Genomic DNA, 17,924 nt, shown 5'->3' on the forward strand with positions numbered 1-17,924 from the left:
TATGACTGTTACTGAAATTAATCTGATTACTTTTTCGCCTACTTATACATCTAAACAAATAGGCGAAGCAATCGTTCGCGGAACGGGTGTTGCGGATGTTTCTTCTATAGATATGACTTTGCAGACACCTAAGAAAAAGAGATTGGGTTCCGATGTCCTGGCGGTGATAACGGTACCTGTATATGGTGGCCATGTGGCACCCTTGGCTTTGGAGCGGATGAAAGACCTCCTTGCCGACAGTACGCCGGCGGTGATTGTTGTGGTTTATGGTAACCGTGCCTACGAGAAGGCGTTGGTGGAGCTGGATACGTTTGTAGGTAGTCTGGGGTTCAAGGTGATTGCTGGCGGCACGTTTGTGGGCGAACATTCGTACAGCAGCGACCGTTATCCCATTGCAGCTGGCCGTCCCGATAAAGACGACCTGAATTTTGCGGAAGACTTTGGTATGAAAGTACGGGCCAAACTTGAGACAGCTGCCGACGCGGAACATCTGTATGGTGTGGACGTACAGAAGATTCAGCGGCCGAAACAGCCTTTCTTCCCTTTGCTCCGCTTCCTGTGGAGCGTGATAAAGTTACGAAAGAGCGGTGTGCCCATGCCTCGTACACCTTTGGCAGATGAGAATCTCTGTACGCATTGCGGCCTGTGCGTGGAGCGTTGCCCTGCCGGAGCCATCATGAAAGGAGAGGAATGCGCGACGATTGCCGACAAGTGTATTCGTTGTTGCGCCTGCGTGAAAGGGTGCCCGCAAAAGGCACGCACGTTCGATACGCCCTTCGCTGCCTTGCTTCACGATTGCTTCCAGCGCCCGAAGGAGAACCGAATCATTCTTTAACCACACGGACGAGCGTTATTTTCTGAGTACATTCGTCTACCCGAAAGCGGTTGTCTGTCCGTTCGGCCACCAGCCAAGCGATGTCCTTGCCACAACACAGTACCCATTGGCGTTGCTTCTGCAGGAGGGAAAATTTACGGTCGGTCAGATAATCGCTTACTTTTTTGCGCCCTTTCATACCGAAAGGGACGAACGTGTCGCCCGTCTGCCACAGACGCAGGGTCAGTGCGTGATGCAGTTTGCCGGTGTCGAAGCAGGCAGTGAGACGCTCGTGGGGGATAACGAAGTCCGGTGTACGCTCCATTTCCGTTATTTCTAATTGAGGCGGACGGTTCATGGCCTGCTTGCTTTGCATCAGTAGCAGGTCACGGTCCTTCACCACCAGCCAATCTTTCGACTCGAAAGTCTTGCCGACCCGTCCGTCGAGCGAGCGGAAAATGTCGTTCGTCTGCGTTTCGTTAAAGCCAAGCGGATGGAGAATTTCATGAAGCAGCGCCTGCGGTTCCGCTTCCTTCAGCAAAGCGACTATGCGGATGCCTTCGGGACAGAGAACCCTTTTCGTGGCTTCGGCTATACCTATATTATATAAGGTGGCGGCTTTGTCCAGATGGGCAGCCGTGCGAAGGATGCTCCGCCGGACGGACGGGTTGATTTCCTGCATTAGAGGCAGAAGGTTCAGGCGTATCTTGTTGCGTATGTACTCGTCCTGCTGGTTGGTGCTGTCGGTAACATACGTCTGGCCTTGTCGGTCGAGGTAGTGCAGGATGTTTTCGCGAGTCAGGCAGAGCAGGGGGCGAACGATACGGCCGTTGCGTGGGCAAATACCCCGCAAACCATTGATACCTGTGCCCCGTATCAGGTTGAGCAGGAAGGTTTCCACGCTGTCGTCGGCATGATGGGCCACGGCTACGACGTCGGCATCCAGATTCTGACGGAGGGTCTCGAACCACTGATAGCGCAGTTCGCGGGCAGCCATTTCGATGGAGATATGCTGATTGGCGGCATGCAAGGCAGTGTTGAAGTGGACGACGTGCAGAGCGATGTGCCGCTCCTCGCATAGGCGGCGGACAAACTGCTCGTCGCGGTCGGACTCTTTGCCGCGCAGGTGGAAGTTGCAATGCGCCGCTTCGCACGTATAGCCCAGCTCTGTCAGCAGGAGCAGGAGTGCCACGGAGTCGGCTCCACCGCTTAGGGCCACGATGACTTTACAGCTTGTCTTTAGCAGATGTTCTTGGGCGATGTATTGGGCAACTTTCTTCTTTTCCATATCTGCAAAGGTAAGAAAATCTTCGGAAAGCACTGCTTTACGTCCTTTAAAACGTAGCTTTCTTCCTCTTAAAGCATCGTTTTCTGAAATGGAGCGTGGAGCGATGCAGATGAGTTTGCTATCAGTTTCTCATGTCTTGTTATTTAAAAACATTCTAAATTGCTTGTAGATTGTCGGTATATCTCGTATCTTTGCATCCGAATATTAATAGAGAAGGGCAAATACTATGCGTTTATCCGAATTGAATACCGGTGAGAAAGGCATGATTGTCAAGGTTATGGGTCATGGAGGCTTCCGCAAACGCATTGTGGAGATGGGCTTTATCAAGGGTAAGACGGTGGAAGTTCTGCTCAATGCACCGCTGAAAGACCCGGTGAAATATAAAGTGATGGGCTACGAAATCTCCCTGCGCCGCCAGGAGGCCGATATGATTGAGGTCATCAGCGAGCAGGAGGCGAGGGAGCATAATGTACAGCCCGGCTACCATAAAGGGCTGGAGGAAGATATCCGTCTGGCTGAGGACGAAATGAGAAATCTGGCACGCGACAAGCGCCGCACTATCAATGTGGCGCTGGTAGGCAACCCGAATTGCGGCAAGACGTCGCTCTTCAACATCGCTTCGGGTGCGCACGAGCATGTGGGAAACTACAGCGGCGTGACGGTTGATGCCAAAGAAGGCTTCTTCGACTTCCAGGGCTACCGCTTCCGCATTGTCGACCTGCCGGGCACGTATTCGCTTTCGGCCTATTCGCCTGAGGAAATCTACGTCCGTCGCCACATCATTGACCGGACGCCGGACATCATTATCAACGTAGTCGATGCCTCCAATCTGGAGCGTAACCTCTACCTGACCACCCAACTGATAGACATGAACGTCCGCATGGTGGTGGCACTTAACATGTATGACGAACTGGAAGCCAGTGGCAATACGCTGGATTACGTGAAGCTGGGCGAACTCTTCGGTGTGCCGATGCTGCCCACCGTGAGCCGTACAGGTCTCGGTGTGGAAAAACTTTTCCACGTCATCATTACCCTTTACGAGGGAGGTGACTTCCTCGATAAGAAAGGAAAGGTGAGGGCCGAAATCCTCGAAGACTTCCGTCAGTGGCACAAAGAATATGTGCCTGACCACGCTTTCGGCACCCATCAGGAAGAGGAAGAACATCCTCGCGGCTTCTTTCGCCATATCCATATCAACCATGGCCCCGAATTGGAGCGCAGCATTGATGCGGTGAAGCTGGTCATCAGCGAAAACGAAAACATCCGTCACAAATATTCTACCCGTTTCCTTTCCATCAAATTGCTGGAGAACGACAAAGACCTTGAGGGCATGGTGAAGACCTTGCCAAACGGTAGCAAGATATTGGAAATGCGCGACCGCGAGAAACAGCGCATCCGCGAGGTGATGAACGAGGACAGCGAGCAGGCCATTACCGATGCCAAGTATGGCTTCATTTCGGGTGCCCTGCGCGAGACATTCGTGGACAAACATTTGGACAAGGAGCGCATAACGAGCGCGATAGACGCTATTGTGACCCATCGCATCTGGGGATTTCCCATCTTTTTCCTCTTTATGTTTCTGATGTTTGAAGTCACTTTCGAGCTGGGAGCCTATCCGCAAGATTGGATTGAAACCCTGGTAAACGTCATCGGAAACTTCATTAGCCATAACATGTCCGAAGGGCCGCTGAAAGATTTACTTATCGACGGCATCATCGGCGGGGTGGGAGGCGTCATTGTATTCCTGCCTAACATCCTAATACTTTATCTGTTTATTTCGCTGATGGAGGATTCGGGCTACATGGCTCGTGCGGCCTTCATCATGGACAAGATTATGCACAAGATGGGCTTGCACGGCAAATCGTTCATTCCCCTGATTATGGGTTTTGGTTGCAATGTGCCTGCTGTGTTGGCTTCGCGTACCATTGAGAACCGCAAAAGCAGGCTGGTGACTATTCTTATCAATCCTCTGATGTCGTGCAGTGCCCGTTTGCCCATCTACCTGCTGCTGGTAGGCGTCTTCTTTCCCCATCATGCCAGTCTGGTGTTGCTGAGCATTTATAGTTTGGGTATCATTCTGGCCGTGGTCATGGCGCGTCTCTTCAGCCGCTTTTTAGTGAAGGGCGACGACACGCCGTTCGTCATGGAGCTACCTCCCTACCGCATGCCTACTTCGAAAGCCATATTCCGCCACACATGGGAGAAGGGTGCACAATACTTACGCAAGATGGGTGGCGTCATCATGGTAGCTTCCATCATCATTTGGGTACTGGGCTATTATCCGCGTCCCTCGGAGTCGATGGATATAACCAAGCAGCAGGAAAATTCCTATATCGGACGTATCGGTAAAGCCATCGAGCCGGTTATCGAGCCGTTGGGCTTCGACTGGAAGCTGGGCATTGGCATTCTTTCGGGGGTGGGAGCCAAGGAATTGGTGGTCAGTTCGCTGGGTGTACTCTATGCCGGTGATGCCGAAGCCAACCAAACGACCTTGGCTCAACGGCTGCCCATTACGCCGCTTGTGGCCTATGGCTATATGGTTTTCATTTTGCTTTATTTCCCGTGCGTGGCTACGCTGGCTGCTATCAGGCAGGAAGCGGGTAGTTGGAAGTGGGCGGCATTTGCAGCTGCGTACACAACCACATTGGCATGGATTATGTCTTTTGCCGTTTATCAGATAGGAGGACTGTTTGTATGACCGATTGGCAACATTGGGTGGTAGCCCTGATTGTAGCGCTTTGTGTGTGGAGCATTGTAAAGAGCATCCGCTCTTTTTTCCGCCGTTCGCGGAAAGGGGGAAATCCTTGTAGCAGATGTTCGGGCGGTTGTTCTTCGACGACTAAGTGATGCGGAAAAAACAAAAAATATTTTTCCGAAAGTCTTGCCAGTTCAAATATAATCCATATCTTTGCAACCGCATTTACGAATTGCACTAACATGGTGGCTGTAGTTCAGTTGGTTAGAGCGTCAGATTGTGGTTCTGAATGTCGTGGGTTCGAGTCCCATCTGCCACCCACTGCGGTAATCCTCATAGGCGAAAGCTTATGAGGATTTTCTTTGGTCTAATGGACATTTAGGGGGTCAGTCCGATGAACAAGTTAGTGATATAAAATCTGACCTTTTAAGATTTTATTTTTAGCATATTGTTGGATTTTATTAGTGAAAGTGAGTATAGTTTGGGGAATAAATTTCTATCTTTGCGCCTGATTTTAACAGATGTTTTATTTTTAATTATTTTTTGAGTTATGAAGAAAATGCGCACATCGTTTTTTGTAGCTGTTTGTTCATTGTTTATTCTTTATCCGAATTGTGGATTTGCTCAAAATGAATGGGGAATTTTCAATTCTGTAGGCGCCAGTGTCGGTGTAGGCCTTAATGGTATTGATGTTGAGTTGGCAACTCCTGTTACTCCTTATCTGGCGGTAAGAGGCGGATTGTCTGTTATGCCTAACATCAATATGAGCACAGACGTTGATGTTGAATTGGATGGAAAAGATGCCGGTTCAATGGATGTAGACGGTTCTTTGAAACGTGTATCGGGACAGATTTTGTTAAATGTATATCCATTCCGTTCTTCTTCTTTTTTTGTAACGGCAGGCAGCTACTTTGGAGGTTCGTCGCTGGTGAAAATTGAAGGAACGGGTGATCAGGATTTGAAGGATAAGATTGCTGAAGCTAAATTAGCAGGTAAATCAGCAGGTATCGTTATTGGTGACCAGACAATTCCTTTCGATGAGGAAGGTAATGTGTCCGGTGGATTAAAGGTTGCGAACTTCCGTCCTTATGTAGGTTTGGGCTTTGGTCGGGCAGTTCCCTCCAAACGTTTGAATGTCAGTGTAGAGCTGGGTGTACAATTTCATGGCCGTCCTGAAGTTTATGCCAATACGGGTAAATTGGACTTGAATTCGTTGGGTGAAGATGGCAGTACATTTTCCGATATCATAGACAAGCTCAAAGTTTATCCTGCTTTCAAGATACGTTTGAACGGCCGGATTTTCTAATTCGGATTTTCCAATCATTGAAAAGGGGAAGGTAGCCTCACGGCCGTCTTCCCCTTGCTTATTTAAAACAACCAATAAAAGAAATTTGTATTCTTTTTATCGGATGAACAGCAGTTCTCTGTATTTGGGCAGCGTCCACATCTGGTTGTCGACGATCAGTTCCAGCTTGTCGATATGGTAGCGTATCTCTTCCATCATCGGTACGATGGAGTCGTGATAGGCCACGGCTTTCGCACGCTCGTTGTCTATCCTGTTAGCCACCTTGCGGGCTTCGATCATGGCATCGACGTGTTCCTTGATGAAGGTGGTGCGGTCGGCAATCTCTTCGATCAGTTCCAGGTTTTTGGCTGAAAGTCGGGCTGCCTTCTCTTTGGGGAAGAGGCCGTTCATCTTGTAGACATTGTCCACCAGTTCCGTCTGATACTGGGTGGCGACAGGGATGATGTGGTTCATGGCCAAGTCGCCCAACACACGCGCCTCAATCTGAATCTTCTTGGTGTACATTTCCCACTTCACTTCGTTGCGGGCTTCCAGTTCTTTGCGGGTCATAACGCCGGTCTTGTCGAACATGGCGATGCTGTCTTCTTTCAGGTAGTTGTCGAAGATGACGGGGACGCTGGTCTCGCAATCCAGTCCGCGACGGGCTGCTTCGGCCTTCCATTCGTCGCTGTAGCCGTTGCCGTCGAAGTGGATGGGCTTGCATATCTTGAGATCCTGGCGTATGACGTCGAGGATGGCCGAGACCTTGTCCTCTCCCTGTTCGATGAGTTTGTCCACGTTGTGCTTGAAATCAATCAACTGTTCGGCCAGGGCGGCGTTGAGTGCGATCATGGCGCTGGCGCAGTTGGCCTCCGAACCGACGGCGCGGAACTCGAAGCGGTTGCCGGTGAAGGCAAAAGGACTGGTACGGTTGCGGTCGGTGTTGTCGATGAGCAGTTCGGGGATTTGGGGAATATCCAGCTTCATGCCCTGCTTGCCGCTCAGGCTGATGAGTTCGTCTTTGTCGCTTTCTTCGATGTGGGCCAGTACTTGCGAGAGCTGCTTGCCGAGGAAAGAAGAAATGATGGCGGGAGGCGCCTCGTTCGCGCCCAGACGGTGTGCGTTGGTGGCGCTGGAGATGCTGGCCTTCAGCAGGCCGTTGTGGCGATAGACGGCCATCAGCGTGTTCACGATGAAGGTGATGAAGCGCAGGTTCTCTTCGGCCGTCTTGCCGGGAGCCATGAGCAGTACGCCCGTGTCGGTGCCCAGCGACCAGTTGTTGTGCTTGCCGCTGCCGTTGACGCCCTTGAAGGGTTTCTCGTGGAGCAGGACGCGGAAGCCGTGGTTGCGGGCTACCTTACGCATCAGGGCCATGATGAGCATGTTGTGGTCTACGGCCAGGTTGCATTCTTCGTAAATGGGAGCCAGTTCGAACTGGTTGGGAGCCACCTCGTTGTGGCGTGTCTTGACGGGGATGCCCAGCTTCAGGGCTTCGATTTCGAGTTCCTTCATGAAGGCGGCCACGCGCGGAGGAATGGCGCCGAAGTAGTGGTCTTCCAGCTGTTGGTTCTTGGCCGAGTCGTGGCCGGTCAGCGTGCGTCCCGTCATCAGCAGGTCGGGGCGGGCGGCGTAGAGACCTTCGTCCACGAGGAAGTATTCCTGTTCCCAGCCCAGGTAGGCGTTAACCTTCTTCACTTCGGGGTCGAAGTAGTGGCAGACGTCGGTGGCTGCCTTGTCGACGGCGCGCAGGGCCTTCAGGAGCGGTGCCTTGTAGTCGAGCGACTCGCCCGTATAGGCGATGAAGATGGTCGGGATGCACAGGGTGTCGTCCACGATGAAGGCGGGCGAAGAGGGGTCCCAGGCCGAATAGCCGCGCGCCTCGAAGGTGTTGCGGATGCCGCCGTTGGGGAAGCTGGACGCATCGGGCTCCTGTTGTACGAGCAGTTTGCCGGTGAATTCTTCCATCATGCCGCCCTTGCCGTCGTGCTCTACGAAGGCGTCGTGCTTCTCGGCCGTGCCTTCGGTCAGCGGGTGGAACCAGTGGGTATAGTGGGTCGCTCCCATTTCGAGGGCCCATTTCTTCATGCCTGCGGCCACTTCGTCGGCAATGCCCCGGTCCAGCGGAGCGCCGTTGTCGATGACGTCCACCAGCTTGGCATACACCTTGCTGGGCAGGTAACGGAACATCTTTTCCTTGTTGAACACGTATTTGCCGAAGTATTCCGACGGGCGTTCTTTGGGAATCTCTACAGAGACGGGCTTCTTCTTGAAGGCCGTTTCCACTACTCTGAATCTCAGTTTTGACATAATCTTATTTTTTATTTGGTTTGAATATTGGTTTATCTATTTAGTTGTAGGCCGACTCTCCGTGTTCGTAAATGTCGAGCCCTTCTTCTTCGATGCGTGCCGGAACGCGCAGACCATGTATCTTGTCGAGAAGTTTGAAGATGATAAAGCCCATCATGGCTGCCCAGGCTCCTACGACGACGGCTCCAAAAAGCTGTGCACCGAGAAATCCGCAGCCTGCTCCGTAGAAGAGGCCTTCGCTGGTGGAGAACAGGCCTGTCAGGACGGTACCGGTAAATCCGCAGACACCGTGTACGGAACTGGCACCGACGGGGTCGTCAATCATCAGGACTTTATCAATGAACTCGACTGCAAAAATCATCAGAACACCACAGATAAGTCCGATGATGGCTGCGCCGCCTGCCGATACGCAATCGCAACCGGCTGTGATGCCGACCAGACCTGCCAGAATGCCGTTCAGCGTGAGCGAAAGCGATGGTTTGCGGTATTTAATCCAACTGGTGACGAGAGCTGCGAAACCTCCGGTGCAGGCAGACAGGTTGGTGGTCAGGAAAACGTGCGAAATGGCAGTCTGATCGGCGGTTGTAGAGGCGGCCAGTTGTGAACCGGGGTTGAAGCCGAACCAGCCGAACCATAAGATAAAGACACCCAATGCGGCGATGGTGAGGTTATGGCCGGGGATGGCCTTGGAGCTGCCGTCTTTGCCATATTTACCGATGCGCGGCCCAAGAATGGCAGCGCCTACAAGGGCGATCCAGCCGCCTACAGAGTGAACCACCGTAGAGCCTGCGAAGTCATGGAACGTAGTGCCGAAAACATACATCATAAAAGAATCTGCGTTGCCGTTTGTCAACCAACCGCCTCCCCAAGTCCAGTGGCCTGAAATGGGATAAATAAGTACGCTGATGGCAATGGTATAGACGACGTACATAGAGAATTTGGTACGTTCGGCCATAGCGCCCGACACGATGGTAGCCGATGTGGCACAGAACACGGTCTGGAAAATCAGGAAACCTTCGCGGGGGAGTTGAGTGTCGAGAAAGGACAGGTCGCAGAAATGAGGCATTCCTGCGAAGCTGCCGGCTCCGAACATCAGGCCGAAGCCGATGAACCAGAAGAGCAGGGAACCCGACATGAAATCGACGAAGTTTTTCATCAGGATGTTGCCCGTATTTTTGGTGCGGGTGAAGCCGGCCTCTACCAGGGCAAATCCCGGCTGCATGAAGAATACAAGCATGGCTGCCAGCAGCATCCAGACGGTGTCGATGCCTGTGGCCATTTCGGCCAGTTTGTCTGCCGTAGCAGTTGCGGCCGCTTCCCCGGCAAAAGCCGTTGTACCTGCCGACAGCAGGAATAGAAGGAAGACTGTACGCAGTTTCGGAAGGCTGCGGATAATGAAAGTTTTCATACGTCTGTGAGTTTTATTTTTCTTGTTCTGCGTTAAATAGTGCGATGTCGCCCCGTTCGGCGGTACGGATGCGGATGGCATCCTGAACCGGAATGATGAAGATACGTCCGTCGCCGATTTCACCTGTCCATGCGGCTTGCCGGATAGCCGTCACGGTCTTTTCCACATTCTTGTCGCGTACTACGACGGAGACGAGGATACGTTCGATGGAACTGGTATCGTACATCACGCCGCGATAGATACGCGCCTGTCTGGATTTGCCGATTCCTCTTACGTCGTAGTAAGAGAACCATTCGATGTCCGCTTCGAGAAGGGCTTCTTTCACGTCCTCGAACTTTGTTTTGCGGATGATTGCTTCAATTTTTTTCATATCTTTTTACCTCTATATTCAACTGCTTTCCGAAGGGTTGCGGACGGTGGAAGAACCGTTCGTCCGACCCCCTGATGAAAGGTCTTCCGAACCCCCGTCAGAAGGTGTTCTGGAGGGGGTCTAATCGATCCTCCGTATCGATCATCATCGATCTTCCGTATCGATCATCATCGATCCTCCGTATCGATAAACGTCGATCTTCCGTATCGACAAAAGCCGATGTTCCGTATCGACAAAAACCGGTGTTCCGGGTCGGCAAAAACCGATGTTTCCGGTCGTCGTCATGGGCCTGTATATGTCAATATTTTTAATCATAGGCAGACGTATTCTCGACCTCCTTCAGCCCAACCATTTGCGGATGCGCCGCATGGCTTCTTCGCAGTCGTCGTGGGTGCCGAAAGCGGTCAGGCGGATGAAGCCTTCGCCGCTGGGGCCGAAGCCTACGCCGGGCGTGCCCACCACATTGGCCTCGTAGAGCATCTGTTCGAAGAAGCGCCACGAACCGGTGCCGTTCGGTGTCTTCAGCCAGAGGTAGGGGGCATTGATGCCTCCATACACCTTCAGGCCGGCAGCCTCTAGGCTCTTCCGCATGGTGGCGGCGTTCTGCATGTAGTAGTCGATGTTGGCTTTCACCTGCTGCCTGCCTTCGGGCGTGTAGACGGCCTCGGCGGCGCGTTGGGTGATGTAGCTCGTACCGTTGAACTTGGTGCACTGGCGTCGGTTCCAGAGCCGGTTCAGCGGGATGCGTTCGCCGTCGATGGTGGCGGCGGTCAGCTCCTTCGGCACGACGGTGTAGCCGCAGCGGACGCCGGTGAAGCCTGCCGTCTTCGAGAAGCTGCGTATTTCGATGGCGACTTTCTTGGCGCCGCGTATCTCGTAGATGGAGTGGGGGACGTTGTCTTCGCGGATGTAGGCCTCGTAGGCGGCGTCGAAGACGATGAGCGTGTCGTTGGCCAGCGCATACTCCACCCACTTCTTCAGCTGTTCGTGCGTCAGTGTGGTGCCGGTGGGATTGTTGGGGTAGCACAGGTAGATGAGGTCTACGCGGTGTCTGGGCAGTTCGGGCACGAAGCCGTTCTCCACCGTGCAGGGCAGGTAGGTGACGTTGCTCCACGTGCCGCTTTCTTCCAGTGTTCCGGCGCGTCCGCACATGATGTTGCTGTCCACGTAGACGGGATAGACGGGGTCGGTGATGGCCATGCTGTTGTCCCAGCGCAGCAGTTCGCCGATGTTGCCCGTGTCGCTCTTCGCGCCGTCGTTGATGAAGATTTCGGCCGGCGAGAGGTGGACGCCGCGCGGTGCGAAGTCATTCTTCAGGATGGCTTCGATGAGGAAGTCATAACCCTGCTCCGGTCCGTAGCCCCGGAAGGTCTTTTCGTCGGCCATTTCGTCGGCCGCCTTGTGCATGGCCTCGATGCAGGCGGGGGGCAGGGGGCGCGTGACGTCGCCGATGCCCAGCCGGATGACGTCCTGCTTGGGGTGGGTGACCTTGAACGTATTCACCTTCTTGGCGATGTCCGAGAAGAGATAGCTGCCGGTCAGTTTCAGGAAATGTTCGTTTACTAATGCCATATCGTTGTTCTTTTATCGGGTTGTTTCTTGTCTTTTGTTTCTTATTCGGTGGTCAGTTCGATTTCTCCTTCATAGACTTTCACGGCGCCGCCCGTCATGTAGACGTGGCCGTCCGCCTCGTTCCATTCGATGCTCACCTCGCCCCCGTCCATGCCGACCGTCACGGCGCGTTCCGTCAGTCGGACAAGCGAGGCGGCTACGGCGGTGGCGCAAGCTCCTGTCCCGCAGGCCTGCGTGATGCCCGAACCGCGTTCCCAGACCCGCATCCGTATGCGTTTGTTCGAGATGATTTGGGCAAACTCTACGTTGATGCCGCCGGGAAACAGCGGATGCCGTTCGAGGCGGGGGCCGATGGCCGCCACGTCTACAGCGTCTGCGTCGGGTACGAACAGCACCAGGTGCGGATTGCCCATCGACACGAACTGCCCTTGCCCGAAGCCGTAGCCGTCGCCCAAGTCCACTGTCCGCAGGTCGCATGGGATGCCCATATCCACCGTCACCGTAGCGATGCGCCCGTCGCTTCCCAGATGCAGCGTGAGGGTCTTGATGCCGGAGAGCGTGTCCAGTGTGACGGTAGTCCGGTCGGTCAGCCCTTCATCGTAGACGTACTTGCCGATGCAGCGGGAGGCGTTGCCGCACATGCGTGCTTCGGAGCCGTCGGCATTGAAGATGCGCATGCTGAAATCGGCCGCGTCCGAACGGTCTATCAATACCAGCCCGTCGCTGCCGATGCCCGTGTGCGGGCGGCTCCACGCCACGGAGAGTTCCTCCGGGTTTCGGAGCGGATAGCGGGCGGTGTTGACATAGATGTAGTCGTTGCCCGCTCCGTGCATCTTCGTGAAACGTATCTTTCTTGTCATTTTGTTCTCATTTAATCTGTTTATGTTTTCTATTTGCTTATTTCCGATGCAAAATTATGGATTTATGTAATATGTTGTATCGTTTTGAGTGAATTTATGTACAAATAGCATGATAACTTACGATTTAGAGATATAAGGGGAATAAATCTTTCAATCCGTAATGTATTTCGGAGGTGATGGGGCGTATTGTCAGAAAGCTCGGTTAGTCCTCGATAACATTTTTCCATTGGTTGAGAGTAACGTTATGTCTTCCGGTAATAGTGTGTGAGCTAAAAGAAAGAGGTCTTCGCTTTTGAAGACCTCTCTTGGGTGATCCGCTTGGGGCTCGAACCCAAGACCCCAACATTAAAAGTGTTGTGCTCTACCTGCTGAGCTAGCGAATCAAACCTTGTTGCCGTTAAGCGGGTGCAAAGATAGGGAGTTTTTTGAAGATACAAAGTTTTTTCTCTTTTTTCTTTCCTTTGAATAAGATTGAATGCGGTTCGGAGCAACCGAACCTGAAAAACTTTGTTCTTCGTTTGTCTCTCCTTTCGGCTTTCGCTATCTTTGCGCAAAGATTGCTCTTTGTTGTGTCAGATAACAGGGTGGTTCTATACATTAATCATATTTATACATATAGTATATACTAATTCTATGGCAACAGTTGACGATAAGAAGATTATTTTTTCAATGGTAGGTCTGAACAAGACTATTCAGCAGAACAACAAGCAGGTACTGAAGAACATCTACATTTCGTTTTTTTATGGGGCGAAGATAGGTATCATTGGTCTGAACGGTTCGGGTAAATCTACCTTGCTGAAGATTATCGCCGGGTTGGACAAATCCTATCAGGGCGAAGTGGTGTTTTCACCCGGATATTCCGTCGGGTATCTGGCACAGGAACCTTATTTGGATCCTGCCAAAACGGTGAAGGAAGTGGTGATGGAAGGCGTTCAGCCCATTGTCGATGCACTGACGGAGTATGAGGAAATCAACCGGAAGTTCGGCTTGCCCGAATATTACGAAGACCCCGACAAGATGGAAAAACTTTTTGCCCGCCAGGCCGAGCTGCAGGATATCATCGACGCGACGGACGCCTGGAACTTGGACAGCAAGCTGGAGCGTGCCATGGACGCCCTGCGTTGCCCACCCGAAGACCAGTCGGTGAAACATCTGTCTGGAGGCGAGCGTCGTCGTGTGGCCCTCTGCCGTCTGCTCCTGCAGAAACCGGACATTCTGTTGCTGGACGAACCTACCAACCACCTCGACGCCGAGTCTATCGACTGGCTGGAGCAGCACTTGCAGCAGTATGAAGGTACGGTGATTGCCGTGACGCACGACCGCTACTTCCTCGACCACGTGGCCGGATGGATTCTGGAGCTTGACCGTGGTGAAGGTATTCCCTGGAAGGGTAACTATTCCAGTTGGCTGGAGCAGAAGACCAGACGCATGGAGATGGAGGAGAAGACGACCAGCAAGCGCCGCAAGACGCTGGAGCGCGAGTTGGAATGGGTGCGTATGGCGCCTAAGGCCCGTCAGGCTAAAGGTAAAGCCCGTTTGAACTCTTACGACAAGTTGCTGAACGAGGATGTGAAGGAGAAGGAAGAAAAGCTGGAAATCTTCATTCCCAACGGCCCGCGACTGGGCAATAAGGTTATCGAAGCCAAGCACGTGGCCAAGGCCTTTGGTGACAAACTGCTCTTTGACGACCTTAATTTCATGCTTCCCCCTAACGGCATCGTAGGTATCATTGGCCCGAACGGTGCGGGTAAGACTACGCTCTTCCGCCTTATCATGGGATTGGAGAAACCCGATAAGGGCGAATTCGATGTCGGCGAGACCGTGAAGGTGGCCTATGTAGACCAGCAGCATAAGGATATTGATCCCAACAAGAGTGTTTATCAGGTTATTTCAGGCGGCAGCGAACTGATCCGCATGGGTGGACGCGATATCAACGCCCGTGCCTACCTCTCTCGTTTCAATTTCTCGGGAGCCGATCAGGAGAAGCTTTGTGGTGTGCTCTCTGGTGGCGAACGCAACCGACTGCATTTGGCCATGGCGCTGAAGGAAGAAGGTAATGTATTGCTTCTCGACGAGCCCACCAATGACATTGATGTCAATACCCTTCGTGCACTCGAAGAAGGGTTGGAGGACTTTGCCGGCTGTGCCGTAGTCATCAGCCACGACCGCTGGTTCCTCGACCGTATCTGTACGCACATCCTGGCTTTCGAGGGCGATTCGAATGTCTTCTTCTTCGAAGGTTCCTATTCGGAATACGAGGAGAATAAGCAGAAGCGCCTGGGCAGGGAAGAACCTAAGCGTGTGCGCTATCGTAAGTTGATGGAAGATTGATTATAGCCGTCCCTTTGCAGAATTATATTAAGATCTAAATAGCACGAGGCCTTGATGAATAGAGTACATAGGTTTCGTGCTGTTTCGTTTTTAGTAGTAGATGTTTGTTGCCATATCTCTTTAAAAAAGTCTTTCCTTCCTTGAAAAATGTAATGTTAATGTAATATTTATATGGATTATATTCATTATATTTGCAGGGTGAAACATAAATTAATGTTTAATTAACATGATCTATTAACTAAAAATGGAATTATGAAAAGAAATCTAATTCATTTCCTGTTGATTGCAGTAATGGCTGTTTGCAGTATGTCTGCTTTTGCTCAGACCATTACAGTAAAAGGTCAGCTTGTAGACTCAGAGACAGGCGAGCCGTTGGTTGGTGCTGCCGTTATGGTAGAAAGTACTACGCAAGGTTCAGTGACTGACATTGACGGTTATTTCAAACAAGCAGTTGCTTCCAATGCGACTTTGGTTTTCAAGTATGTGGGTTACAAGGACCTGAAACAGAAAATTATTCGTAAGGGTGCTTCTGTAGATTTGGGCATCATTCAAATGCATCCAGATGCAGTGATGCTGAGCGATGTGGTCATTACTTCTTCTGTGGCCATTGCCCGCAAGACACCGGTAGCGGTTTCGACGGTAACCCCAGTCTTTATTGAAGAACGTTTAGGTACACAAGAGTTCCCGGAAATATTAAAAACGACGCCAGGCATTTATGCTACAAAAAAGGGAGGTGCTTTTGGCGACTCTGAATTGAGAATGCGTGGTTTTAAAAGCGAGAACGTTGCAGTGCTTGTTAATGGCGTTCCCATGAATGATATGGAATGGGGCGGTTTGTATTGGTCCAACTGGACTGGTTTGTCTGATGTGACTCGTAGTACGCAGACTCAACGTGGTTTAGGTGCCTCTAAGGTTTCTGCTCCTTCTGTCGGTGGTTCTGTCAATATTGTGACAAAAGGTGCCGATGCTGAAAAAGGTGGTACGGTTTCTTATGCGATGGGTAATGACGGTTATAATAAAATGCTGTTCTCACTCTCTACGGGGATGAGTAAATCGGGTTGGGCTTTGACTTTATTAGGTGCTAAGACTTGGGGTGACGGATATATTCAGAGCACCGATTTTGAGGCTTATAACTGGTTCGTGAATTTAACCAAGCGTTTCAATGAAAATCATCAATTAAGTTTGACCGCTTTTGGTGCTCCACAATGGCACAATCAGCGTAATAACAATAACGGATTGAGTATAAAGGAATGGCAAAATGTGAAACAGTATGTAGATAATCTTGATGATGTCTATAAATATAACCCATCTTTTGGTTATAGAAAGAATGGAGTGGCATATAATCAGAACCAAAATAAATATAATAAACCTCAGATTTCGCTGAATCACCAATGGCAGATTGACCATAAATCATCTTTGAGTACGGTAGCTTATGTGTCAATTGGGCGTGGTTATGGTAGTAGTGGTCAAGCCAATACTGAAATAGGTGCCGCACGTGCAGATTGGTATGCTGCTAGCAAAGGGACACTTTCTTCTAAGTTTCGTAATGCAGACGGTACATTTGCTTATGATCAGATGGAAGAGTTGAATGAACAAAGTGCTAATGGTTCGTTGTATGCTATGTCTATTTCCAAAAACTATCATAATTGGTATGGCTTGGTTTCTACATATACGACAAAGTTTGGCGAATATGTGGATTTTTATGGTGGTGTTGATTTCCGTTATTATAAAGGTACACATACAAATGAAATTAGCGACTTATTTGGTGGTAAATTTTTTGTAGATTATGATTCACGTAGAAATGTGAAAGTTGCGAATAATGCAGCGGCTGCAGATCCGAATTTTATTCATCAAAAATTAACGATTGGAGATGTCATTTACAGAGATTATGATGGATATACTGTTTCTGAAGGTGCCTTTGCACAGGCTGAATATAACAAAGACAAATTGAGCGCATTCTTATCAGGTTCTCTTTCGAATACATCTTATTGGCGTTATGATCGTTTATATTATGATGAAGCTCATGCGAAATCTGATAAAGTGAATTTTATGGGTTTCACGGCTAAAGGTGGAGCTAATTATAATATTACCGACCATCATAATATTTTTGCAAATATTGGTTATATCAGCCGTGCTCCGTTCTTTTCATATGGCGCTTTTTTGCAGGCTCAAACAAGTAATGCAACAAATCCAGATGCTGTAAATGAGAAAATCTTCTCTGTGGAGTTAGGTTATGGATATCGTTCTAAGTGGCTAACTGCAAATTTGAATGCTTACTTTACTCGTTGGATGGATAAAACGATGACAAGTGGAGGTGATATAACAAATGCTAATAGAGAAGTTATAGACCGTTATAGCATTAATATGCAGGGGGTAGATGCACGCCATATGGGTGTTGAATTGGATTTGGTTGCTAATCCGACCCGTTGGTTGGATATCAATGGAATGTTTTCGTTGGGTGATTGGCAGTGGGATAGCAATGCCACAGGTTATTATTACAATAGTTTAGGACAACCCTTGAAAAACATTAAGAGTGGAGAAATTGCTTCAGGTATTCAGGCATCGGATCATGCGAAGTCAGTCGTAAACTTGAAAGGTGTGAAAGTGGGTGGCTCTGCTCAATTAACAACAGCGTTGGGTGCACAAGTTCATTTTTCGGGTTTTAGAGGTGGTTTAACATATACGTGGTATGCACGTAACTATTCAGATTACGATTTGGATGGTAGTATGTTATCTCCTGATGGAAATGTTACAGTAACTCAGCCATGGAAAATACCGTCAGGTGGACAATTTGATTTGAACGCAAGTTATACTTTCCCCTTGGGTAAATGTAAAGCTACTTTATATGGTAATGTGGAGAATGTGTTCAATCAGCGTTATATTGTTGATGCTACAGATGGAGGAACTGGCAAATGGGAAAATGCTTATGAAGTCTTTTATGCATTTGGCAGAACCTATTCTTTGAGATTGAAAGTCGCTTTCTAATCGTATTAA

General features: G+C 50.4%; 12 protein-coding genes and 2 tRNA genes. 7 read left to right on the forward strand and 7 right to left on the reverse strand.

Annotated elements, in window-relative coordinates:
- Position 1 precedes the first annotated feature (1 nt).
- The gene (locus Q0Z70_RS02790) at positions 2–835 is read left to right on the forward strand and encodes a 4Fe-4S binding protein (RefSeq protein WP_298072445.1); all 834 of its coding nucleotides are present in this window, start codon (positions 2–4) and stop codon (positions 833–835) included.
- Here the strand turns inward: Q0Z70_RS02790 and tilS are convergent.
- Positions 825–2,102, reverse strand: a complete 1,278-nt coding sequence (gene tilS, locus Q0Z70_RS02795) for a tRNA lysidine(34) synthetase TilS (protein ID WP_298072447.1) — start codon at positions 2,100–2,102, stop codon at positions 825–827. The two genes, Q0Z70_RS02790 and tilS, sit on opposite strands and share 11 nt — an antisense overlap.
- A 226-nt stretch (positions 2,103–2,328) precedes the next feature.
- Here tilS and feoB point away from each other — a divergent pair, with 226 nt between their 5' ends.
- From feoB to Q0Z70_RS02810, 4 genes are all read left to right on the forward strand, one after another.
- Positions 2,329–4,800 carry a ferrous iron transport protein B gene (feoB, locus tag Q0Z70_RS02800; RefSeq protein WP_298072449.1) on the forward strand — a complete coding sequence of 824 codons (2,472 nt, stop codon included), beginning with the start codon at positions 2,329–2,331 and terminating at the stop codon, positions 4,798–4,800.
- On the forward strand, positions 4,797–4,949 hold the full coding sequence (locus Q0Z70_RS13530) for a FeoB-associated Cys-rich membrane protein (RefSeq protein WP_366807105.1): 153 nt from the start codon (positions 4,797–4,799) through the stop codon (positions 4,947–4,949). Before feoB ends, Q0Z70_RS13530 begins: the two co-directional genes overlap by 4 nt.
- A gap of 93 nt (positions 4,950–5,042) precedes the next feature.
- Positions 5,043–5,116, forward strand: a tRNA-His gene (locus Q0Z70_RS02805).
- A gap of 231 nt (positions 5,117–5,347) precedes the next feature.
- Positions 5,348–6,103: a hypothetical protein gene (locus Q0Z70_RS02810; RefSeq protein WP_298072451.1), complete on the forward strand. Its 756-nt coding sequence runs from the start codon at positions 5,348–5,350 to the stop codon at positions 6,101–6,103.
- Between the two features lie 96 nt (positions 6,104–6,199).
- On the opposite strand, the gene Q0Z70_RS02815 is transcribed toward Q0Z70_RS02810, so the two are convergent.
- The 6 genes from Q0Z70_RS02815 to Q0Z70_RS02840 form a co-directional block, all read right to left on the reverse strand.
- Entirely contained in the window at positions 6,200–8,389 is a 2,190-nt protein-coding gene (locus tag Q0Z70_RS02815; protein WP_298072453.1) for a glutamine synthetase III, read from the reverse strand.
- Between the two features lie 40 nt (positions 8,390–8,429).
- Positions 8,430–9,797 (reverse strand): ammonium transporter, encoded by a 1,368-nt coding sequence (locus tag Q0Z70_RS02820; protein WP_298072455.1) that lies wholly within the window; start codon positions 9,795–9,797, stop codon positions 8,430–8,432.
- A gap of 13 nt (positions 9,798–9,810) precedes the next feature.
- Positions 9,811–10,167, reverse strand: coding sequence for a P-II family nitrogen regulator (locus tag Q0Z70_RS02825; RefSeq protein ID WP_298072457.1), 357 nt, complete (start codon positions 10,165–10,167; stop codon positions 9,811–9,813).
- 339 nt (positions 10,168–10,506) lie between these two features.
- Entirely contained in the window at positions 10,507–11,739 is a 1,233-nt protein-coding gene (locus Q0Z70_RS02830; RefSeq protein ID WP_298072459.1) for an LL-diaminopimelate aminotransferase, read from the reverse strand.
- A 41-nt stretch (positions 11,740–11,780) separates the two neighbouring features.
- A complete protein-coding gene (gene dapF / locus Q0Z70_RS02835) occupies positions 11,781–12,599 on the reverse strand; it encodes a diaminopimelate epimerase (protein WP_298072461.1) in 819 nt (272 codons plus the stop codon).
- Positions 12,600–12,905: 306 nt separating this feature from the next.
- Positions 12,906–12,983: transfer RNA gene (locus Q0Z70_RS02840), tRNA-Lys, on the reverse strand.
- A 249-nt stretch (positions 12,984–13,232) separates the two neighbouring features.
- Between Q0Z70_RS02840 and ettA the strand changes: the two genes are divergently transcribed.
- On the forward strand, positions 13,233–14,930 hold the full coding sequence (ettA, locus tag Q0Z70_RS02845) for an energy-dependent translational throttle protein EttA (protein WP_298072463.1): 1,698 nt from the start codon (positions 13,233–13,235) through the stop codon (positions 14,928–14,930).
- A 252-nt stretch (positions 14,931–15,182) separates the two neighbouring features.
- Positions 15,183–17,915 carry a TonB-dependent receptor gene (locus Q0Z70_RS02850; protein ID WP_298072465.1) on the forward strand — a complete coding sequence of 911 codons (2,733 nt, stop codon included), beginning with the start codon at positions 15,183–15,185 and terminating at the stop codon, positions 17,913–17,915.
- Positions 17,916–17,924 lie beyond the last annotated feature (9 nt).

Source organism: uncultured Bacteroides sp., assembly GCF_947632445.1.
Taxonomy (GTDB): domain Bacteria; phylum Bacteroidota; class Bacteroidia; order Bacteroidales; family Bacteroidaceae; genus Bacteroides.